Origin of the sequence: Arthrobacter sp. YN (genome assembly GCF_002224285.1) — a bacterium.
Lineage (GTDB): Bacteria > Actinomycetota > Actinomycetes > Actinomycetales > Micrococcaceae > Arthrobacter.
This window is the reverse complement of sequence record NZ_CP022436.1, coordinates 1,536,285-1,558,521: the sequence shown is the minus strand read 5'-3', so window position 1 is coordinate 1,558,521 and position 22,237 is coordinate 1,536,285. Positions and strand designations below refer to the sequence as shown.

Annotated in this window: 12 protein-coding genes and 2 pseudogenes; 4 read left to right on the top strand and 10 right to left on the bottom strand. The window is 64.5% G+C overall.

The window, feature by feature from the left end; genetic code table 11:
* Positions 1–4: 4 nt before the first annotated feature.
* Positions 5–3,643, bottom strand: a complete 3,639-nt coding sequence (mfd, locus tag CGK93_RS07110) for a transcription-repair coupling factor (protein WP_089594216.1) — start codon at positions 3,641–3,643, stop codon at positions 5–7.
* A 109-nt stretch (positions 3,644–3,752) separates the two neighbouring features.
* Here mfd and CGK93_RS07105 point away from each other — a divergent pair, with 109 nt between their 5' ends.
* The 4 genes and pseudogenes from CGK93_RS07105 to nhaA all read left to right on the top strand — a co-directional run bounded on the left by CGK93_RS07105 (position 3,753) and on the right by nhaA (position 7,547).
* Entirely contained in the window at positions 3,753–5,294 is a 1,542-nt protein-coding gene (locus CGK93_RS07105) for an SDR family oxidoreductase (RefSeq protein ID WP_089594215.1), read from the top strand.
* A 47-nt stretch (positions 5,295–5,341) separates the two neighbouring features.
* Positions 5,342–5,839 (top strand): DUF2505 domain-containing protein, encoded by a 498-nt coding sequence (locus CGK93_RS07100; protein ID WP_089594214.1) that lies wholly within the window; start codon positions 5,342–5,344, stop codon positions 5,837–5,839.
* A gap of 1 nt (position 5,840) precedes the next feature.
* Complete coding sequence (locus tag CGK93_RS07095; protein WP_089594213.1) at positions 5,841–6,062, top strand: SCO4848 family membrane protein; 222 nt, start codon at positions 5,841–5,843, stop codon at positions 6,060–6,062.
* Positions 6,063–6,228: 166 nt separating this feature from the next.
* Positions 6,229–7,547 (top strand): annotated as a pseudogene (nhaA, locus tag CGK93_RS07090) (Na+/H+ antiporter NhaA).
* Positions 7,548–7,599: 52 nt separating this feature from the next.
* Here nhaA and sufU read toward each other — a convergent pair.
* The 9 genes and pseudogenes from sufU to glmU form a co-directional block, all read right to left on the bottom strand.
* Positions 7,600–8,051, bottom strand: a pseudogene (gene sufU / locus CGK93_RS07085) (Fe-S cluster assembly sulfur transfer protein SufU).
* 68 nt (positions 8,052–8,119) lie between these two features.
* Positions 8,120–9,445: a cysteine desulfurase gene (locus CGK93_RS07080; RefSeq protein ID WP_089594212.1), complete on the bottom strand. Its 1,326-nt coding sequence runs from the start codon at positions 9,443–9,445 to the stop codon at positions 8,120–8,122.
* Between the two features lie 89 nt (positions 9,446–9,534).
* Positions 9,535–12,006, bottom strand: coding sequence for an ATP-binding protein (locus CGK93_RS07075; protein WP_089594211.1), 2,472 nt, complete (start codon positions 12,004–12,006; stop codon positions 9,535–9,537).
* A 472-nt stretch (positions 12,007–12,478) separates the two neighbouring features.
* On the bottom strand, positions 12,479–15,151 hold the full coding sequence (locus CGK93_RS07070; RefSeq protein ID WP_089594210.1) for an AAA family ATPase: 2,673 nt from the start codon (positions 15,149–15,151) through the stop codon (positions 12,479–12,481).
* 32 nt (positions 15,152–15,183) lie between these two features.
* Positions 15,184–17,916, bottom strand: coding sequence for a helix-turn-helix transcriptional regulator (locus CGK93_RS07065; RefSeq protein ID WP_089594209.1), 2,733 nt, complete (start codon positions 17,914–17,916; stop codon positions 15,184–15,186).
* Between the two features lie 141 nt (positions 17,917–18,057).
* Complete coding sequence (gene pth / locus CGK93_RS07060; protein ID WP_089594208.1) at positions 18,058–18,642, bottom strand: aminoacyl-tRNA hydrolase; 585 nt, start codon at positions 18,640–18,642, stop codon at positions 18,058–18,060.
* 148 nt (positions 18,643–18,790) lie between these two features.
* A complete protein-coding gene (locus CGK93_RS07055; protein WP_026542774.1) occupies positions 18,791–19,360 on the bottom strand; it encodes a 50S ribosomal protein L25/general stress protein Ctc in 570 nt (189 codons plus the stop codon).
* Between the two features lie 316 nt (positions 19,361–19,676).
* Positions 19,677–20,657, bottom strand: coding sequence for a ribose-phosphate diphosphokinase (locus tag CGK93_RS07050; RefSeq protein WP_011774071.1), 981 nt, complete (start codon positions 20,655–20,657; stop codon positions 19,677–19,679).
* Positions 20,654–22,153: a bifunctional UDP-N-acetylglucosamine diphosphorylase/glucosamine-1-phosphate N-acetyltransferase GlmU gene (gene glmU, locus CGK93_RS07045; RefSeq protein ID WP_089594207.1), complete on the bottom strand. Its 1,500-nt coding sequence runs from the start codon at positions 22,151–22,153 to the stop codon at positions 20,654–20,656. The genes CGK93_RS07050 and glmU overlap by 4 nt, the downstream gene beginning before the upstream one ends.
* Positions 22,154–22,237: the final 84 nt, after the last annotated feature.

Below are 22,237 nucleotides of genomic sequence, written 5' to 3'. Positions count from 1 at the left end.
TCAGTTAGCCAGCCTTCACAGGTACATCGGCGAAAATCGCGGAAATCACGCCATTGGCCCACTCGAGGATCTCTGCATCCTGCAGGTCGCGGCCACCGATGCGGGCCGTCTTGGGTTTGGGAATCAGCACAGCGTCCAAGGCCGGCTTCACCTGTGCACCCGGGTACATGCGGTTCAGGCGCATGGTTTTGGATTCGGGCAGTTGCGCCGGCGAGAAGCGGATGAAGTTGCCTTGGAGCGCGACGTCGGACAGGCCGGCTTCGCGGGCTCCCACCCTGAAGCGCGCCACGGCAATGAGGTTCTGCGCAGGCAGAGGTGGCTCGCCGTAACGGTCCACCAGTTCGGCGAGGACTTCGTCGATCGCTTCGTACGTGATGGCCGCGGCCAGCTTACGGTAAGCCTCCAGGCGCAACCTTTCCCCTGGCACGTAGTCGTGCGGAAGGTGGGCATTGACGGGCAGTTCGATCTTCATCTCCGCCGCCTTTTCCTCGGCCTCGCCGCGGTACTCGGCCACAGCCTCGCCCACCAGGCGAATGTAAAGGTCAAAGCCGACGCCTTGGATGTGACCGGACTGCTCACCGCCCAAGAGGTTTCCCGCGCCACGGATTTCAAGGTCCTTCATGGCCAACTGCATCCCGGCACCGAGTTCGTTGTGCGCGGCCACGGCTTTGAGGCGTTCCAGCGCTACCTCGCCCAATGGCTTCTCGGAGGGGTACAGGAAGTAGGCGTAGGCGCGTTCACGGCCACGGCCAACACGCCCACGGAGCTGGTGGAGTTGCGAGAGGCCGTACTTGTCCGCGCCATCCACAATCAGGGTGTTGGCGTTGGAAATATCCAGGCCCGTCTCAATGATGGTGGTGCAGACCAGGACGTCGAAACGCTTCTCCCAGAAGTCCACGATGATCTTCTCGAGGCGGCTTTCGGACATCTGCCCGTGGGCGACTTCCACGCGGGCTTCCGGAACCAGTTCGCGGATTTGTGCTGCGATGCGCTCGATCGAGGAAACCCGGTTGTGGACAAAGAACACCTGTCCCTCGCGCATGAGTTCGCGACGGATCGCTGCGGAGGTCTGCTTGTTCGTGTACGGCCCCACGTAGGTCAGCACGGGGTGGCGTTCCTCAGGCGGCGTGGCCAGGGTGGATGTTTCCCGGATACCGGTGAGGGACATTTCAAGGGTTCGGGGAATCGGCGTCGCGCTCATCGCCAGTACATCAACGTTGGTGCGCATCTTCTTGAGCGCTTCCTTGTGCTCCACCCCGAAGCGCTGCTCTTCGTCCACGATCACCAGGCCCAGGTCCTTGAACTCGAAGTCCTTGGACAGCAGCCGGTGCGTACCGATCACGACGTCCACGGCGCCGCTCTTGACGCCCTCGGCCGTTTCCTTGGCTTCTTTGGTGCTCTGGAAACGGGACAGCGGCTTCACGCGCAACGGGAACCCGGAGAAGCGCTCCGTGAAGGTTTCGTAGTGTTGCTGCGCCAACAGAGTGGTGGGCACCAGCACAGCTACTTGCTTGCCGTCCTGGACGGCCTTGAAGGCTGCACGGACCGCGATTTCAGTCTTGCCGTAGCCCACATCACCGGACACCAGCCGGTCCATGGGAATCTCCCGTTCCATGTCCGCCTTGACCTCGTTGATGGTGGTCAACTGGTCGGGCGTCTCCACATAGGGGAAAGCCTCCTCGAGTTCGCGCTGCCACGGGGTATCGGGGGCGAAGGCGTGTCCGCGGGATGCCATGCGGGCGGAGTACAGCCGGATCAGCTCACCGGCGATTTCCTTGACGGCCTTGCGGGCCTTGGACTTGGTACTGGCCCAGTCGGCACCGCCCATTTTGCTCAACGAAGGGGTGTCTCCGCCGACGTAGCGGGTCACCTGGTCCAGCTGGTCGGTGGGCACAAAGAGCCGGTCGCCTGGGGCGCCGCGTTTGGAGGGCGCGTACTCCAGCACGAGGTACTCGCGCAGCCCGGCATCGGACGACGACGTGCCGGCCACCTTGCGCTGGATGAGCTCCACGAACCGGCCGATGCCGTGCTGCTCGTGCACCACAAAATCGCCGGCGTGCAGTTGCAACGGATCCACGGCGTTGCGGCGCTTGGACGGCATACGCCGCATGTCCTTGGTGGAACTGGCCGTCGCGCGACCCAGCAGGTCGGCTTCGGTCAACAGGCCCAGTTTGAGGCCGTCCAGGACAAAACCACGTCCGACGGCGGCGGTGGTCACCTCGATGATGCCTGGCTGCGGATCCTTCTCCAGTGACTCAACGCGGGAACACGGAATGTCGGCATCGTGGAACAGCTCTGCCAGGCGTTGGGCAGGCCCGGGACCATCGGTCACCACCACCACCCGCCATTGCTCGCGGACGCGGGAGCCGATGAACTCCAGCATCTCCGCCACTTCACCTTGGTAGCCCCGAGGTTCACGGGCACGCATGTTCAGGACGTCGATGTCCAGGACCAGGTCCTCGTCAGTGGCCAGTGAGGTGATGGACCACCAGGAGACGTCGTGTGCAAGGGCAGCCGAGCGAGTGTCGGTGAGGGACCGGAAACTGGCGGCATGCAGGTCTGTGGAGGCCTGGGACGACAGGTCAAGGGGCGCCGCACCGCCGTCGGACGCTGTTGACCAGGCGGCTTCCAGGAATTCCTCGTTGGTGGCCGCGAGATCATGGGCGCGGGTGCGCACCTTCTCCGGTTCGATGACGACGGACAGGGACCCTGCCGGGAGCTGATCCACGAACGGGACCATGGCGTCCACCAGCACCGGTGCCAGCGATTCCATGCCTTCGACGGCGATGCCGCCGGCGATCTTTTCCAGCATGTCCGCAGCTGCCGGCATGTCCGCCTTCAGCTTCGACGCACGGGACATCACGGAGGGCGTGATCAGGATTTCGCGGCACGGCGGGGCATGAAGCGCCGTGGGGTGGTGGATGCCGGGGGCGGACAGCGAGCGCTGGTCGGCTACGGCGAACCAGCGCATCTGGTCCACTTCATCGCCGAAGAATTCGACGCGGATGGGGTGGTCCTCGGTGGGCGGGAAGACGTCAAGGATGCCACCACGGACGGCGAATTCGCCACGGTGCGTCACCATGTCCACGCGGGCATACGCGGCATCGGACAACGCACGGACCACCTCAGTGAACGAGCGTTCCTGTCCCACCTGCAGCGTCACCGGAACCAGGTCTCCCAGCCCGGCCACAAGGGGCTGTACCACGGCGCGGACAGGAGCCACCACTACGCGCAAGGGGGCCGCCGTCGAGGTTTCCGGGTGGGTCAGGCGGCGCAGGACGGATAGACGGCGGCCTACGGTGTCCGAGCGCGGCGACAGCCGCTCGTGCGGGAGGGTTTCCCAGCTGGGGAAGGCTGCCACGGACTCGGCGGGAAGATAGGAGGCCAGAGCGGCAGTGAGGTCTTCGGCCTCGCGGCCAGTAGCGGTGATGGCGAGGACCACGGGCGTGCCGGCGGAATCGGTATCAGCACCAGCATCAGCAAGCGCGTCGGCCATTTCCGCGAGCAGCACCGCCCGCATGCCCGTGGGCGCGCTGATCTGGTAGTCAGTGTTGCGGTCGCTGAAGGGCCGCTGAGCTTCCGTTCGGACGCGCGCGAAAGTCTTGTCCTCCGCCAGTGCGCGGCGCAGACCGTTGAGGCTCATGACAGAAACTCCTAGGGTGGGTCCAAGGGCAGGCAACACAAATGCCCGGAAATTCAGATGAACGCCGGGTCATTCCAGCCTACCTCTACCCCCAGCCCCAGGAGTTCCTTTGCAGCCTTCGGAAGCCACCCATTCCAACACCCCGCAGGACACCAAGACCGTACTGGTGACCGGCGCCACCGGGTACATCGGCGGCCGCCTGGTCCCCCGGCTCCTCGAGGCCGGCCATAGGGTCAAGGTCCTTGTCCGCACGCCACAGAAGATCGCCGATGTTCCCTGGCATGACCGCGTGGAGATCATCGAGAACAGCCTGTCCGACGCCGACGGCCTCACCGAAGCCATGGCCGGCGTGGACGTCCTGTATTACCTGGTCCATTCCATGGCGTCCGGCAGCGGATTCGAGGCCAAGGAAGAAGCCATGGCCCGGCTCGTGGCAGAAGCCGCAGCCGAGGCCGGCGTGGACAGAATCGTCTACCTCGGCGGACTGCACCCGGAGAACGAGGAACTTTCCGTCCACATGCGTTCCCGCGAGACCGTGGGAAAGGTGTTCCTCGATTCGCCGGTGGACGCGATCGTGTTCCAGGCCGGTGTGGTGATTGGTTCCGGGTCGGCGTCGTTCGAGATGATCCGGCACCTCGCCGAAACCCTTCCCGTGATGCCCGCGCCAAGTTGGGTTGGCAACCGGGTTGAGGCCATCGCGGTCCGTGACGTCCTGCATTACCTCGTGGCTGCCGCGGCGCTCCCGGAGAACGTGAACCGGTCTTTCGATATCGGCTCCCGGGACGTCCTGAAGTACAAGGAGATGATGAACGAGTACGCCGTGGAGCGTGGGCTCCCCCGGCGGTTGGTCATTGCGCTCCCCGTGCCTGCACCGAAGCTTGCCGGTTTGTGGGTCGCCTTGGTGACCCCCATTCCATTGTCCATGTCCCTGCCGTTGGTGCAGTCGCTGCAGCATGACGCGGTCTCGCGGGAGCACGACGTCGACCGTTACTTCCCGCAGCCCGACGGCGGCCTGACGCCCTACCGCCGCGCCGTCGCCTTGGCGCTCGGCAAGGAACGTGACGGGCAGGTGGAGACCACCTGGGCCAACGCCGGCATCGACGCCGATCCGCTTCCGAGCGACCCCGACTGGGCCGGTTACAAAGTGTTCCTGGACGAACGGACCTTCCACAGCGAAGCGAAGCCAGAGCATGTCTGGACCATCATCGAGGGCATCGGCGGCAAGAACGGCTGGTACTCGCTGCCTTTGGCCTGGCGGATCCGTGGGTGGCTGGACAAGCTCCAGGGCGGCGCCGGATTGCTGCGGGGACGCCGGCACCCCAAGACGCTGAACACCGGCGAGGTAGTGGACTGGTGGCGGGTGGAAGCCATTGATCGCGGGCACCTGCTGCGCCTGCGGGCCGAGATGCGGGCACCGGGAGGGGCATGGCTGGAGCTGGCGGTTGAACCCGACGGTAACGGCAGCCTGTACAAACAGCGCGCCATTTTCTTCCCGCGCGGCCTGGCCGGACGGCTCTACTGGCTGGGTGTCTACCCGTTCCACGGCTTGATCTTCCCGTCCATGGCCCGCAACATCTCGGCAGCGGCCACCACCCTCCAGGAAAGCTCGCCCAAGACCGCCGGTTCAGGGGTGGCCAGCGAGACCCCGTAGGATGTTGGGAGCTAAAAAGCTTCACCACCACCATTCACGGAGGACCCATGGCCCTGAGCGCATCCACCACCCTGCCGCACAGCGTTGACCGCGTTGCTGCCGTATTTGTCAACGAAGATTTCCTGCGTCACACGAGCGAACTGGTGGGCGGTTCCCTGGAATCGTTCACGATCGACGGCGACCCCGCCGGTGCCTTCAGCACCACCACCGTCCGCACCCTGCCGACCACCCGCCTGCCGGACATTGCCCGCAAGTTCGTTGGCGAAACCCTGAAGGTCACCCAGACCGAGCAGTGGGAGGCTCCAGCCGCCGATGGTTCGCGCGCCAGCAACATCGCGCTCAAGATCTCGGGTGCTCCCCTGGACGTCACGGCCGTTCAGCGCCTCGTGGCTGATGGCAGCAACACCCGGATCGAGCTCGAAGGCAACGTGTCTTCTTCGGTGCCGTTCCTCGGTGGCAAGATCGCCGACGCCGCTGAGCCGATGGTGGGCAAGGCCCTGAACATCCAGTCACAGCAGGCCCAGGCCTGGCTCGAAAGCCACTAGCGTGGAGATCCCCGCGATCCTTGCGGTTGTCCTGATCGTTGCCGGGGTCTGGTCCCTGGTGGTGTGGCCGCAGTTCCTCAAGCGCGTCATGAAGGACCCCCGCGCCCGCGATGCCGCAGGCAAGGCGACCAAGTTCCTCACGGTCCACGTTGTGCTGGTCACCATCTCCATGGTGCTGGGACTCGCGACGGCGGCCATTGGGATCGCGGGTCTCGTCGCCTAGCCCTCGCCTTACCCAACTGGGTGACAGCAAACGCTCCACTGAGCCCTCATTGGAACATTTGCTGTTACTCAGTTGGGTAAGATGGTTATTGGTGTGCCGGGAAGTCTGGTCGGCGGAGTCTTTGTGCTCCCCATAGACCGATTGATTCTTCAAGTAAGGAGCCCCCGTGGCCCGGAAGCCCCCTGCAGCCCCTCAGCAACCCGGCAGTTCAAACGCAGTTTTCTCGCGCTCCAGCTACCCCGAGTACCGCAGGATCCTCGCGATCCTTCGCACGGAAACAGTGGGCGGCGCCCTCCTCCTGACAGCCACGGTGGTGGCCCTCATCTGGGCCAACTCACCCGCTGCGGACGGCTATTTCGCATTCCGCGACGTCAAGATTGGCTTCGAACCCTGGCATCTTGAGTTGAGCCTCGGCCATTGGGCCTCGGACGGCCTCCTGGCGGTGTTCTTCTTCTTGGCAGGCCTTGAGCTCAAACGCGAGTTCGTGGCCGGCGAACTCCGTAAACCCGCTAAAGCAGTTGTTCCCGTCGCCGCGGCGATCGGCGGCGTCGTGGTTCCGGCCGTCATCTTTGTCCTGTTCAACCTCGGGTCCCCTGAGACGCTCAAGGGCTGGGCCATTCCTACCGCGACGGACATCGCCTTCGCCCTGGCCGTGCTGGCCGTCATCAACACCCACCTGCCGTCAGCGCTCCGGACGTTCCTGCTGACCCTCGCCGTGGTGGACGACCTCATCGCCATCGGCATCATCGCCTTCTTCTATTCCACCGGACTCCAGCCGCTCATGCTGTTGGCCGCCTTGGTGCCGCTGGCCCTCTTCACGTTCCTGGTCCAAAAGCGGATCCGCAGCTGGTACCTGCTCGTCCCCTTGCCTTGGCCACCTGGGGCTTCGTCCACGCTTCCGGAATCCACGCCACCGTGGCCGGGGTGCTGTTGGGCTTCGCCGTTCCGGTCCTGGCCAGCGGCAAGAAGGGAGAACCGGCCGAAGGACTGGCTGAGCACTTCGAGCACCGGCTGCGCCCGTTCTCGGCAGGCTTCGCAGTGCCCGTCTTCGCCTTCTTCTCCGCAGGCGTGGCCTTGGGCGGATTCGATGGCATGGGGGCAGCGCTCACGGACCCCGTGGCCGTTGGCATTGTGGCAGCGTTGGTAGTGGGCAAGGCAGTGGGTGTTTTCGGCACCACGTACCTGGTCACCAAGACCACCCGCGCAAGCCTCGATTCCAGCATCGCCTGGATCGACCTCTTCGGACTGGCGCTTCTGGCCGGCATCGGCTTCACGGTCTCGTTGCTCATCGGCGAGCTGAGTTTCGGCACCGGTTCAGCCCATAATGACCACGCCAAGGTGGCCATCCTGGCAGGTTCCCTGATCTCGGCGCTGCTGGCCGCCGTCGTACTCAGGGCCCGGAACCGGCGGTACCGCCAGGTGCAGGCGGATGAAGAACGGGACGACGACGGCGATGGCGTGCCTGACGTCTTTGCCCGCGCCTGACGCGCGGGTGCTGGGCTGCTGCGGTGCTCCGGTCTTGCGGGCTGCTGGAAGGTCAGGCGGTGGCCTGGTTGAGCGCGTCCTCGGCAGCAACCCAGGAGATCATGGCGCATTTCACGCGGGCCGCATAACGGGCAACGCCCTCGAAAGCGGCAGCGTCGCCCAGGATCTCCGGGTCCGCCTGGATTTTGCCACGCGACCGCAGGACCTCACGGAAGTTATCGATCACTGAGTGCAATTCCTCCACGGACATGCCCTCACCCAGTTCACTGAGCACCGAGGCCGAGGCCATGGAAATGGAGCAGCCCGCGCCGTCCCAGCTGATCTGCTGGACGGTTCCGTCAGCAACGGCCAACCGCAGCGTGACTTCATCCCGCACACCGGGTTCAGCTGGTGTGATTGGCCGGTGGCCGCCCCTTCGGGGGCTGGCGTTTCAGCCAGGCCGCTACCATGCCGCTGCTTGGAGTGGTCCAGGATGATCTGCTGGTACAGCTGGTCAAGACTCATGGTGGTTGTTGCCTGTTCTGAGGAAATCGTTGGTTTGAGGCTGCCTGGCTTTTCACGGCGGCCGAAGGTCAGGCCTGGAAGTATGCCCGGACCCCGGAAACAGCGTCGAGGAAAGCATCGACGTCGTCCGTGGTGTTGTAAAGGTAGGTGCTCGCCCGGGTAGTGGCCGTCAGGCCCAGGCGGCGGTGCAACGGCTGGGCGCAGTGGTGACCGACTCGAACGGCGATGCCGCGATCATCAAGGAACTGCCCGACGTCGTGGGCGTGGACACCAGCGACGTCGAACGCTGCCAGGCCGATCCGCTCGGACCCGGAGGCGGGACCCACCACACGGATGCCGTCGATGCTCTCGAGCCCTTTGACGAGGCGCTGACCAAGCGTCGTTTCCCATGCATGAATGCGGTCGATGCCGGTCTCGGTGAGGTAGTTGACGGCGGCAGCAAGCGCCACGGCCTGGGAGATCCGCTGGGTACCGGCCTCGAACCGTTGAGGGGCCGGCAAGTACTCGGCCCGCTCCATGGTGACCGTGGTGATCATGGAACCACCGGTGAGGAAGGGCGGCATGACATCAAGGAGTTCCTGCTTGCCGTACAGCACGCCGACACCTGTGGGCGCCAGCATCTTGTGCCCGGAGAACACGGCGAAGTCGACGTCCAACTCTTTGACGTCCACGGCCAGGTGCGGCACGGACTGGCAAGCATCCAGGACCACCAGGGCCCCGACCTTGCGGGCGAGTGCCACGAGTTCCGCCACCGGGTTGATGGTACCCAGGACGTTGGAAGCGTGGGTGAAGGCCAGGAGCTTGGTCCGTTCCCCCACGATCCCGGCTGCGGCGTCGAGCATCAACGTTCCGTCATCGGAGACGGGGATGTACTTGAGGGTGGCCCCCGTCCGGAAGGCCAGTTCCTGCCAGGGTATGAGGTTGGCGTGATGCTCCATTTCGGTGACCACGATCTCGTCGCCCGGTCCCACGGCCAGGTCCTTCAACCGTGAATCGCCGCGGCCCTGCGCCGCCCACAACCCGGCGTTGGACAGTGCGTAGCTGATGAGGTTGAGCCCCTCGGTGGCGTTGGAGGTCCACACGGTTTCCTCGTACTGCGCGCCGATGAAGTCCGCTACGGTCTGGCGTGCGTCCTCGAAGACCTCCGTGGCTTCCACGGCAAGGTGGTGGGCTCCACGGTGGACGGCCGCATTGCGTTGCTCATAGTACTCCTGCTCGGCTTCGATGACGCTTAGCGGGTTCTGCGACGTGGCGCCGGAATCCAGATAGATCAAGGGTTTACCGTTGACCAGCTGGTCCAGCACCGGGAAGTCATTCCGGATCCGCAACACCTCCGCATTGTCCATGGCATGCACGGACCGCAGCAGTGAGGCGGGGGTTGATACGGCAGTCAAGGGGCGCTCCTTGGAAATCCTTCAGGGACTCCCTATTATCCCACGGTGGCCCCTGCCGTGCGGTGCCGCAGGTGTGCCGTACAGCACGTTCAGCCGCCGGCCCTCCCGGGCACCCAGCCCAGCGGCGGAACAGCCCCGCTGTCGAACGCACTGCGAAGCCGCTCAACCAGGACCGATGCGCGCCGGCTTGCTGCACTCCGGGTTCGGGCTTCATACCCGCTGGCCGCTCGCGAGTAGCAGACGGAAGCATGGGCAAACAGCCTGTCGGCAGACAAACTTCGTCCCGCCGCTTCCAACGTCTTGGGGTCGTTGTCCAACAGCGCCTCTGCAAACGCTCCCAGGGCGGCTCCTCCGGCTCCGTGAATTTCGGCCGCAAGTCCTGACAGCCGCCGCTGGACCACGAGGTCGTCGACGGCGGCACTGCCTGCATTGAGCGTCAGGAGGGAGACTGCCTCGGCTTCCAACAACGTGCTGCCCTGGTGGTGGAGTTGTTCTGCCAGCGCCAACAGATGGTCCGGCTTACCGGCCATCTGGTCCTGCGCCGCCGCCAGGTAGACGGAGCTGAGCTGGGGTAGGAGGCCTGCGGGATCCTCGACCTCCTGCAAAGCAGCGAGGCTCTGCCCACTGCGTTGCATCGCCTGCACAGGGTTTCCGCACAGCGCCTCGGAGTAGGCCAGCAGGGCTGCAGCAAAAGCCAGTACCGGCGGAAGGCCGGCGTCGGACAGTTCGGCAAGGACCGGTTCCAAGGTTCCCCGCGCGGCGCGGGGAAGCCCCTGGCTGAGTTCGGCGTACCCCCGGGCAACGTCCAAGCACACGGCAAGGTATGTGGGGAGGACAAAGGAGGCGGGACACTCCAGGAGTGAATCCGCTTGGCTCCAGACCAGATTGTTGCGAAGGCACACTACGTGCCGCAGCAGCACCCCAGGCCGGAACATGTCCAGGGCAGGGTCCGCATCCACGGCCGCCATTGCCGCAGTTGACCGCTCCAACGCTTCCGGGGCTGATCCGGCGAGCAAGAGCCGTTCGGCTTCCCGGACGTTCCACACCACATGGCCGGAAACTTCTTGCAGGGTCTGCGGCCGGCCGGCGCCGGAAGCAGTCTCCCCTGAACCGGCGTCCTCCGAAAGGCCAGGCACGGCCTCACCCGGTACGGCACCCAGGAGATCCAATGCCAACAGGCGGCAGACGGCATCGGCCTTCACCTCCGGCGATCCCCCACCTGCTGCCAACTCCCGCAGTTCCGGGGCCGCTTCGCCCAGCAGGCCTTCAGCAACCAAGGCCCGCGCCCGGAGGAGCCTGGCCTCGTCCTTCCGGCCCGGCCCGGCCACTGCTGCGGCGGCCCGCATGACGAGTTCTGCTGTTGACGGCCTGTCGGCGGCCGGGGCGGTGGCCAGAAGAAGTTCATCGGAAAGGGTCAGGCCACAGTCGAGGGACCATGTCATCCACCGCAGCAGGGTGGGGGCTGATTCGCGCGTGAGCGCGGGCTCCTCAACGCCAAGGCGGAGGGCCAGGCTCCTGGGGCGTGGCACGGCCAGTCGGGTACCCTCGCCACGCAGCCAGGAACTCATCCTGACCAGCGGCGGCCTCCCCGCCAACAGCCGGATGTGGTGGTTGGCCAGAAGGTGTTCAACGGCGCTCCGGCCAAAATGGTGTTCCACAACGTCCAGCGCCACAGGTTCAGCAAGCGCTATGAGTTCCAGCGCATGCCGTTCCTCTGGGGGCCGGGCGGCGTTTTCGGCCTGCACTTGTGCCACCACACCTGGCCAGTCACAGTGGGCCCGGACATCAATGGTCCAGAAGCCGTCCTTCTGCACCAGCAGACCAGCACTTCGTGCATCGTTGATGGCGATCCCCAGCAGCCCCACATTGAAGCCACTCATGGCGGCCAGCAGGCTGCTGGCACGGCGTTGGACCCTTCCACTCAGAATGGATTCGGACAGGGCATGCGCCTCGGTGAACGTAAAGGGCGGAAGAAAGTACTGTTCCAGGAAGCCGTCTTCCCAGAGTTGGTAGAGGTCCGGAGGAAGGGGCCTGCGGCTGTCGGCAGTTGCAACCAAGGTTGCCCCGAAACCGGGTATCAGTTGCAGCAGGACGGCCAAGGATGCTGGGTCTACGTAGTGGATGTCGTCCACCAACAGCACCAGCGGCGGCCTTGCCGTTTGAGCCCGGCGTTTGTTCCGGCGTCGGCCCATCTGTGGTGTGTACAAATATTCAGCGGCACCCAGGGTGCTGGTCAGGGCCCGGAGGACGTGAAGTCCCGGCGGCAGTGTGTCTTCACCGCCGGCTTCAGGCGCCGCACCCAAGGCGCCATAACTGGTGGTCTTCAGCTCTGGTTTTCCGGCGAAACTTCTGACGTCCATGGTTTCGGCGAGACCCTCTTTGACGGAGAGCAACAGGTGGGTCTTTCCGGATCCTCGGTCCCCAACAACCACGATGCCACTGGTGGAGGGCGACGGTACTGCGGAAAGGATGATGTCCAGGAGCCTCGTCCGGTCCGGGAAGGGTGATGGCCTCAGCCCGACTGTGACGGTGTCTTCGTCCAGCCAGGGATCCGGCAGCATGCGCACTCCAATAGCAGCAGTCCCATGGTCCGGGAGGGGTGGTTTCCGCGAAGTGCGGGCTACCTGGCCTAGAAGCCGGCGGCGGCTGGGGGGAGAGTCTCGGTCTCAGAAGACTCTGTCGCCGCCGGCTTCGTCCAGGGCCGGAACACCTTTCGGTGTCCGGTGCATCGGCTCAAAGAGACCACCGATGCGGATGATGCGACTTTCGGAATCCCGGTGATGCTTGGGGCTGAACCGTTCTTCCAAGATCAATACTGCCGGGGTGGCGAACGGGGTACACCAGTAGTTGGTACTCGATTAGTCCGGGGCTTTTTCCGGGCCTATACCTTGTTGTACTCAGTACCTCAGAGGGGCACTACTTGGTTTGGGCACAACACTCCCACGGGTTACTCCACTGATTGGCCAAAACCCGTGCCGTAGCGGGGGCAAGTGGCGTGCTGGGTGGTTATTGAGTACTCAAGGAGCACTGCCGTCAATGACGGACAGCAGCCCCGAGATCTTCGCGACGGCGGATGCCCAACTTGGCGTAACTGCGGTACAGGTGGCCCTCGACGGTGCGTACGGACACCATAAGCTTCTCTGCGATCTGGCGATCGGTCAGTCCTGAGACTGCCAACGCCACGATGTCCTGCTCACGGCGGGTCAACGGCACCGAGCGGTCCGCTTCGGCGCTGGGGTCATGAACCAGGGCATCACCAAGGCTGGCTTCGCTGACATCGCGCAGCACCGCTGCTTGCCGGGCTTCAGGTCGCTTTCCTTCGGCGTCGAAGGACAATGCGGCTTTGTCGAAGGCAACGGCGGCTGGTCCGGGCATGCCGGCCGCGGCCAGAAGGTTGCCGGCGTTGACGAAGCCTTGGCCGTCAGCGCCCAGATGTGCTTCCGCCAAGGAAAGCCATCCGGCGGCCCAGGCCCCGGACATGGATGGTGTGATCCCCTTGATGGATTCCATGGCCTGTGCGTCACCGAGCTCGGCACGGAGCACCAGATTTTGCAGCAGGACACCAGGCTCCTGATGCAGCCGCACAGACTCCGGTAGCTTCCTGAGCTTGTCCAGCCCTGAGCCCTTGGCCACCAGCTCCTGGCCGGCCAGGGTAAAAAGTTCCGCGAGGGCCTCCACGTAGGCTCCGCCAGCCGCAGCACCGGCCTGCTGGCCTGCCCGTTCGCCGGCCAGGCGCTCAGCGAGCGCGGTGTCGCTGGACCTGGCCGCGGCGTAGAACGCCAGGGCATTGCCCAGGTTCTTCAGCTGTTGGGGGTCCCTGACCCGGAGTGCCTCGACGGCAGGAGTCACCAGCTCCGCGGCCTGCTCCAGCCGGCCTTGACGCAGCAGTGACAACCCCTTGAGAGTTTGGATGTCCCCACCAAAGACAATGAGTCCCATGGCCGATCTCGCGGAGTAACGTTCAAGGGCCGTCCCGGCGGCGCCCCAGTCCCCCGCTCCCAGGGCGGCGAGGGTGTACCGCGCCAGCACAAAGTCGCTGAAGTACAGGAGGTCATCAGCCTGCTCGTCCAGCAGCACCAACGCTTCACGGCCGGCGTCGAGCGCCTCCACAGCCTGGCCCTCTACTGTCAGGAGTTCGCACTGAATGGCCAGGAGGAACACCCGGTTCATGACAAAATCCGGTTGGTCTGGGCTGAGCGCTGCGCCAAACCGCTCCAGGCCTTCACGGAGTTCTGCGTAGTGGCCATCGTGGGCAAGCGCCGCCAATTCCAGCGCCCTGGCATGCCGTCCCACCAGCCCCACCATGGGGTCTGATTCCGGAAGGCCGTTGACGAGGGATGCCGCCGCGGCCCGGGCATCGGCCACAATGTCCGCCGATGGGTCACCCGTGGCCGCCCGCGCAGCGGCCCACAACAGCCCTGCCCCCAGGGGTCCCGACGGATCGGCGTCCAAGTACCCCAGGCCCTCCTCCAACAGCCGCACGGCATTGCGGAAGTCGCCGTCGTTATAGCTGACCATAGCCATGACCGCACGGGCGCGCGGGCGCAACGCCTCGGAGCGGACCTTGCCGGCCGCCGCCAGCGCCAGGGGGTTCTGGAGGAGTTTCGCAGCCAGGAAGGCTGCCTCCAGCAGCTGTTCATCATCGACGTCGGCACCACAGTCCAGCGCCCAGCTCACCAACCTGAGCAGTCCCTCGGCCGTGGGCGGCTCCGCGAGCAGGTGTTGGACCATGCGCTGGCGGATCTGGAGGCTGCGGGCAGGCGAAACAATCTGGCGCAGCGCCTCGCTGTACATGGGGTGCCACATTTTGAGGGGGCTTCCGGGCCCGTTGGTGGACAGCACCAACCGGCTGTCCATCAGCGCCCGCACGGTTTCCCTGCCAACTTGTGTATCCAGCACGGCGGCCGGGACAGGTTCGGAGAGGGCGATGACGTACATCGCTTCCCTCTCAGCCTCGCTGGTCCGCAGTACACGGTTCCGCACTACCTCGGCCAGGCCTTCTCCGCTGCCTGAGAGGGCTCGTGTCAGGAACCAGACACCGTTCCGCCGCACCAGGTTTCCGTCCGCCCTTGAGTCATCCAGGAGGCAGCGAAGGAGTAACGGGTTGCCCTCGGACACGGAGTGCAGCACGTCCGCGGCACTGGCCATGACGGTTCCGTCCAGAGTCTTCTCCGCGAGCTCAGTGACACCCTCATGGTCCAGGGGATGAAGCTCCAGCCGCTCGGCAAGACCGTCGTACCATAGCTGAAGCAGCGCGGCGGGCAGACCCGGGCGGGGCCTGCCGGTGGCCACAAGCCTGGCCCACCCGGCCGTCACCAATTCGGCCAGGATCTGGGTACTGCCTTCGTCCAGATCGTGGGCATCGTCCACAATAAGCAAGAGCCGTGCGCCTTGGCCGCCACGGCGTTTCTCGAACTGTGCCCAGAACTCCCTCAGGATCGCCACCGGCGAGGTGGCTTGTTCCACGGGCAAGTCCAGCAAATAGGGCGCCAGGACACCATAGGGCACAGCAGACAACGCGGGGCTTCCGTGGACCCGCATCACCACCATTTCCCCTGCCAGGCGGGTCGCAATTTCGGCGGCCAAGGCCGTCTTTCCGATACCGGGGTCCGCTACCAGGAGCACAGCCCCCGCGCCTTCCTGGCGCAAGATCTTCATGGCCAGATCCAGCTCGGCGTCCCGGCCTACAAGGTGCTCAGCCCGCATGGGCGCTCCGCACTTCTACGGCGCTGCCCGCCTCATAGGAGCCCATTGAGCTCGCCTCGAGACGAAACACCCAACTTTGTGAACACCTGGTACAAATGGCCTTCGACAGTTCGCACAGACACCCCAATATCCATCGCGATTTCACGGTTGCTGACACCCTTCCCGGCGAGTTTAGCAATTTGGCGTTCCCGCTCCGTCAATACCGGCGCGTCGCTGCGCGGTTGAATCGGCAACGCGGACACCGAATGCTCCAGCCGTTCCAGCCTCAGCTGCGCCGTGCGGGCAGCGGTTGTCTCACCCGCGTCCCGGGCAAAGTCCAGTGCCATGGCCACGCACCTGGCCTCAACCACCAGCAGGTCCAGCGCTGCTGCGGCGTCAGCTGCCTCCAGCAGGGACCGGGAACTCCTGTCCAGTGCACCACGGGCCAGGTTGCCGGAAATCCGGGCCAGTGGCCCCTGGCGGCGCCCGGCAATATCTTCGAGCAGCCGGTACTCTTCGTCCGTGCCTTCAACCGTGGCGCCAAAGAGGCAGATGCCGGCAGTGGTCACCCGCTGTTTCTCGACGTCGTCGCGGACCCGGGCCAGGAGCCGCTGCTTGACGTCCGGATCCCCCATCCATCGCCCCGCCATCCCAGCGCAGAAATCGGCCACGGATTCGGAGAAAAAGGTTCCCTCTCCGCGGCATGTCCTGTACAGGTCCAGGTAACGGCCCGCTTCCACGGAATTGCCCACCTGGGCATAAGCAAAAGCGGTGGCAGCGTAGGCTACCTTGATCATGTTCATGGCCGGGCGGAGTTCCAGCTGGGCAACAGCGGACCTGAGGGGTTCAATGGCACTGGCAGGTTTACCGGCGTAGGCGTAGGCGAGGCCGATACCCAGTTCAGTCAAGGCACCGCGGTACTGAAGCCGTGACGACCGGGACGGTGAGCGACGCATGAGTTCGATGCATTGCCGCCACTGCCCGGACAGCAACAGGACCAGGAAAGCGTGCTTGGCGAAGGCCTCTTCAAGCTGGGCAGGCCGGTCAGTATCGCCCAAATGCCGTGAAACGGTCCGCGCAAGTTCCTGCGCCTCAAGCTCGCGGCCAAGAATGCAGCGGGCCTCAACCAGGAAGAATGCCGACCTCAACCAGTGCTCCCTGTCCACGTCGGGATCCTTGGCCAGTTCCTCTTCCAAATGATCGATGATGGAGGCGTACTCGCCCATGTAGGTGTTGTACTCGTAACTGCACAGGTGGAGGCGGTTATAGGCCTTGGCCACGGTCTCAGCCGGGTACTTGCCCGCCATGGCCCCGAGAGTCTCAAGTCCGTCGGAAATGACCCCCGGCACCATGCCCGCCCGACCATCAATCCACGTCATTGCCTGGCATTTCGCGGCGGTTATTTCCGCGAACTCCACCGGGTCCAGCGCGGCAAGGTGGGAATCGGACACCTCATCCAGAGCCTGGGCGGCGTGCAACGGCAGGTCCAGCATGAGGTACGCCGCAGCTTTCAGCCGCTGTCCGGGGACCCACTCTTCGTCTTTGGGATCCAGGGACACCGTGCACTGGATGGCAAAGTTGGGATCGTAATTGTCCAGTGCTGCGCGTCCGGCTGCCAATGCGTGGGCCGGCGAGGGCATGGGCTCGTCCTCGCAAGAATGCATCCATGCGGCATAGCTCAGGAGATCCTGCGCGGCGAGGCCCTGCAGTTCAGGCTCTTTGGGGCCATGAAGCATCAGCCGCAGTTCGCGTCTGCGGCGGGTGCTCAGCCAGCTGTGGACCACCTCGCCCACATAGGGATCCCTGAGGGATACCCAGTGGTCATCGCCCCGTTCAACGGTGAGCAGCCCTGAGTCTTCCATCTCCACCAGAACTTCGGTGCCAAAGATGGCTGCCAGGTCCACCAGGGTTGCGCGCTGCGCACAGGCGAGGATTTCGACGACGGTCCTGCTGGCCTGCGTTTCGCGCGCCAGTTTGGAGCGGACGAAGTCCTCCACGACCGTTGCGCCCTCCAGTTTGATCCGGTCACGCAGCGTCCAGACGGAGTCATTGAGTACCAAGTTGCCGGTTTGCCGCTGCTCTTCCAGGAGGGCATGGAGCAGCATCGGGTTTCCGCCCACTGCCGAGTGCAGTGAGCCAACCAGCGTTGTTGATACGTAGTGTCCAAGGACCGATCCCAGCACCTGCTTGGTCTGTTCTTCGCTCAGGGTGTTGAGATGGACCTCGCCCAGCTCCCCTTCGAGGACCAGCCGGTGGAAATCAGCAGGGAGGTCGCTGGCACGCTGCACTGTGGCAACTACCTTGGCGGTGCCGGTGGCCATGAGGTTCAGCAGTACGCCTGTGCTCATGGGGTCCATGCCGCCGGCGTTGTCCACAATGAGAACGGTGTCCCGGCCCGCCGCTTCCTGCCTGATCAGGCTCGTCACTGCATGCAGGATGCCGGTGGGTGAACTGACGGCTTCGGATGGCAGGCGGGCCAGCAGGAAACCCAGGCATCCGTACGGTGTTTGGCCGTTGGCAACGGTGTTCCTGAGTTGAAGGCTGTGGACCTTGGGGCCCAGCGAGGAGACCACGGCGCGGGCGAGGCCGGATTTGCCGATTCCCCGTTGGCCGGTGAGGACCACCCCATACGAATCGGGTGATTCGAGGAATTTTCCCGCCTTCGACAGATCGTGGCTGCGGGCCAGCAGTGACCACGTTTGCCTGTCCGTTGGTCCGCCCACAAGATCGGGAGCCGCAGCCCTTGCTGCGCCTCCCCCGCCCTTGTTTAGCAACTCCGCCGACATTCGCATCCTTCGCTACACATCCGCGACAGTCCCCCACCGCTTACCTGCGTACCATGCACACTACCGCCGGGCGCCGACAGTTTGTAGGCCTTAGGGTCCTTGGGACCGTCAGGCTTTCCTCAGGCTTACCTCAAGATTCGCTCAAGCTTTGGCTGGATGGTGTTTCTGCTGGGCAGACAACAGGCCCTGGTCCATCAGCAACTGCACGGCGTCGGCGGCCTCGTCCAGCAGGAACGGCAGTTCCTTCTTTTCAGCGGTGGCGAAATCACGAAGGACGTAATCGGCGGTCTCCATCCGGCCCGGAGGCCGCCCCACTCCTACACGGACGCGCAAATAGTCCTTGGTGGCGAGAGCTTTGGAGATGTCCCGCAGGCCGTTATGCCCGCCCTCGCCTCCGCCCAGTTTTAGCTTGACTGTGTTAAAAGGAATGTCGATTTCGTCGTGGACCGCTATGACATGGTCCGGGGCGATGTCGAAAAAGTTGCACAAGCCCGCGACCGGCCCCCCTGACGTGTTCATGTACGTCATGGGCTTGGCCAGCACTACACGGGGGCCACCGATGCCCAGCCGGCCCTCCACTACCTGGGCGCGGGCCTTATGGACCTTGAACTTTCCGCCCATGCGGGAAGCAAGTTCATCCAGCACCATCTGGCCCACGTTGTGCCGGTTGTTGCTGTACTCACTGCCGGGGTTGCCGAGGCCGACAATCAGCCAAGTGTCACTCATGGTCTCATCCTAGGGAACGTTTCGTTGTATCAGCTGGAACGTGATGTACCGGCGGGACTGTTCTTGAAAAGGGCAAGGACAAAGGAAAGTGGCCGGGACCCGAAGGTACCCGGCCACTCAACGGCTTGCGCCTCAAGCAGTCACAAGACTACTCGGCGGCCGGTGCTTCTTCTTCAGCCTCGGAAGCGGTCTCAGCGATGCGGACCACCAGGGTGTCGCCTTCGGTGAGGAGGGTGGAACCCTTCGGCAGGACGAGGTCGGAAGCGTGGATGCTCTCGCCGGCCTTGAGGCCTTCGATGCTGACCTCGACGGCGGTGGGAACGTGGGTTGCCTCAGCCTCGAGGGAAACCGTGGTGGCTTCGAGGCTGGCAACAGCACCCGGAGCAACTTCACCGGAAACGTGGATCGCGATGTCGACGGTAACCTTCTCGCCGGCCTTCACGGTCTGCAGGTCAACGTGCTCGATGATCTGCTTTACGGGATCGCGCTGGATGTCCTTGACGAGCGTCAGGTGCTGCTCGCCGTCGACGTCGATCGCCAGGAGGGCGTTGGAAACGCGCACTGCCAGCGTGGTGGCGCGGCCCGGCAGGTTGATGTGGATGGGCTCTGCGCCGTGGCCGTAGATGACAGCCGGGATCTGGCCGGCCATGCGTGCACGGCGGGCAAAACCCTTGCCGAATTCGGTGCGCAGTTCTGCGGTGAGCTTCTGCTCAGACATGTGTACTCCTTGATTACTGTGGCGCCCGGAAGAATCCGGGCTTGTCTATCAGCAAGGGCGGAGGTCTGGAGACCTTCTACGCCCGGCCGAGATCGGCCGCTGAGCAGCCGTTCCGCCTGTGTTGAAGGAGATGCAGACCCAGTCGATAACGGAGACCCGCAACCCTGGTCCACGCAATGTGGACCGGATGTGCTCTCCCTCGCCAAGGTATCCCCAAGAGTTTAGCAGCGGAACGCGTCCAACATGAAAACGGGCAACAAAACGGGCCACCCGCAAGCCCGAAGGCTGCGGATGGCCCGTTCTGGTACAGAGATTCTTATGCCTTGCCGTCGAAAAGGCTGGTGACCGAACCGTCGTCGAACACTTCACGGATGGCGCGTGCAATCAGCGGTGCGATCGACAACACCGTCAACGACGGGAAGCGCTTCTCGGCCGGGATGGGCAGCGTGTTGGTGACCACGACTTCGCGGGCGCCGGAATCGGCCAGGCGCTGCGCGGCCGGGTCGGAGAAGACCGCGTGGGTGCAGGCGATGATGACGTCCTTGGCACCGGCGTTCTTCAGGACCTGGACAGCACCGGAGATGGTTCCGCCGGTGTCGATCATGTCATCGATCAGGACGCAGGTGCGGCCCTCAACCTGGCCAACCACGGTCTTGGAGACAGCCTGGTTGGGAACCGTGAGGTCGCGGCTCTTGTGCACGAACGCCAGCGGGGCGCCGCCCAGTCGCTCGGCCCACTGCTCGGCAACGCGGACGCGGCCGGTGTCGGGGGAAACAACGGTGATGTTGTCAGCCTCAACCTTGGTGCGGATGTAGTCAGCCAACAGCGGGATGGCCATGAGGTGGTCAACGGGGCCGTCGAAGAAGCCCTGGATCTGCGAGGTGTGCAGGTCCACGGACATGATGCGGTCCGCACCGGCGGTCTTGTACAGATCGGCAACCAGGCGGGCAGAGATGGGCTCGCGGCCGCGGCCCTTCTTGTCCTGGCGGGAGTAAGGGTAGAACGGCGAAACAACCGTGATCCTCTTGGCAGAGGCGCGCTTGAGGGAGTCGATCATGATCAACTGCTCCATCAGCCAGTTGTTCAGCGGCGCCGGGTGGGCCTGGATGACGAAGGCATCGGTGCCTCGCACGCTCTCGGCCGAACGGACGTAGATTTCCCCATTGGCGAAGTCGTAGGCGTCGATGGGCAGGAGCTCGGTCTCCAGCTCCTTCGCGATTTCCTGCGCCAGCTCCGGATGTGCCCTTCCGGCGGCGAGAATTAATTTCTTCTCTCCGTGTGCGGTAATTTCGCTCATGCCTGTTTGCCTTCTTCTATGGTTGCCGGGGATTGTGAGGATATGGAGGCGGACGCCGGTTCCTGGGCGGCTTCAGCCAGAGTGGCGGACGCGGTACCCGGACGGTTGGCAATGACCCAACCTTCGGCGTTCCGCTGCGCGGCCAGGCTGAGGGCGAGGGCGCCTGCGGGAACATCCTTGCGGATGACGGCCCCGGCGCCGCTGTAGGCACCGTCGCCTACTGTTACGGGAGCCACGAAGACCGTGTTGGAACCGGTACGGACGCCGGAGCCGATCACCGTGCGGTGCTTCTTCTCGCCGTCATAATTGGCCGTGATGTTGCCGCAGCCGATGTTGGTGTCCTCACCGATTTCCGCGTCGCCGGCGTAGCCCAGGTGGGACAGCTTCGAACCGCGGCCGATGGTCACGTTCTTGGTTTCGTAGAACGCGCCGATCTTGCCGGTCTCGCCCAGCACCGTGCCCGGGCGGAGGTACGTGAACGGTCCAACGCTCGCCTTGGCACCAATGGTGGAACCGGAGCCATGAGTGCGGATCACCTTAGCGCCCTCGCCCACGTTGACATCGGTCAAGGTGGTGTCAGGACCCACGACGGCGTCGCGCGCCACTGTGGTGGAACCGTGCAGTTGGGTGTTGGGCAGCAGACGGACGTCTTCGTCGAGGGTCACCGTCGAATCGATCCAGGTGGTGGCCGGGTCAACCACGGTCACGCCGGATCGCATCCAGGATTCGATGATGCGGCGGTTGTGCTCGGCGCCAAGCGCCGAGAGCTGGATGCGGTCGTTGGCGCCTTCAACCTGCCAGCGGTCTTCGGTCACGACGGCGGCAACCCGGCCGCCGGCGTCGCGCGCCAACCCCAGGACGTCAGTCAGGTACATCTCGCCTTGCGCGTTGTCCGTTGTCACCTTCGCCAGGGCGGTACGCAGCACGGCGGCATCGAAGGCGTAGATACCGGAGTTGACCTCGCGGATGCTGCGCTCGGACTCGCTGGCATCTTTGTGTTCACGGATGCCGGTGACAGTTCCGTCCTCGGCGCGGAGGATGCGGCCATAGCCAGTGGCGTCGTCCAGGACCGCGGTGAGTACCGTGACAGCGTTGCCCTCGGCCTCATGGGTGGTCACGAGTTCCCCGAGCAGTTCGCCCGTCAGGAGCGGAACATCGCCGTACGTCACGACTACGGTGCCGGTAAGTTCGGCTTCGGCGTCGAGGGCCTTGAGGGCCACCTCCACTGCGCGACCCGTACCGGGGACATCGTCCTGGTCAACTATCAGTGCTTCGGGATCCAGCCCGGTGACATGCTCGGCCACGCGGTCGCGCTCGTGCCGGACAACAAGCGCCAGCTTCAGCGGAGTGATGGAACGGGCTGCCAGGAGAGCGTGGCCCACCATGGAGCGTCCGCCAATTTCGTGGAGAATCTTGGGGGTCCGGGACTTCATGCGCGTTCCAGCGCCTGCGGCCAAAACTATGACCGCTGCGGGACCGGTGGATTCGGGGCTCACGTACTGGCTCTCCTTGCTCGGTATGTCCCGGGTAACCCGGCTTCGGAATGCTGCCATCCCAATGGACCCAGGCACCGTTCGAGC

What these genes read in the sequence shown, in the direction of transcription:
- mfd (WP_089594216.1), bottom strand. Translation starts at nt 3,643, where the DNA reads ATGAGCCTCAACGGTCTGCGCCGCGCACTGGCGGAGGACAAGACTTTC.
- CGK93_RS07100 (WP_089594214.1), top strand. Translation starts at nt 5,342, where the DNA reads ATGGCCCTGAGCGCATCCACCACCCTGCCGCACAGCGTTGACCGCGTT.
- CGK93_RS07075 (WP_089594211.1), bottom strand. Translation starts at nt 12,006, where the DNA reads ATGCTGCCGGATCCCTGGCTGGACGAAGACACCGTCACAGTCGGGCTG.
- CGK93_RS07070 (WP_089594210.1), bottom strand. Translation starts at nt 15,151, where the DNA reads ATGCGGGCTGAGCACCTTGTAGGCCGGGACGCCGAGCTGGATCTGGCC.
- CGK93_RS07065 (WP_089594209.1), bottom strand. Translation starts at nt 17,916, where the DNA reads ATGTCGGCGGAGTTGCTAAACAAGGGCGGGGGAGGCGCAGCAAGGGCT.
- pth (WP_089594208.1), bottom strand. Translation starts at nt 18,642, where the DNA reads ATGAGTGACACTTGGCTGATTGTCGGCCTCGGCAACCCCGGCAGTGAG.
- CGK93_RS07055 (WP_026542774.1), bottom strand. Translation starts at nt 19,360, where the DNA reads ATGTCTGAGCAGAAGCTCACCGCAGAACTGCGCACCGAATTCGGCAAG.
- CGK93_RS07050 (WP_011774071.1), bottom strand. Translation starts at nt 20,657, where the DNA reads ATGAGCGAAATTACCGCACACGGAGAGAAGAAATTAATTCTCGCCGCC.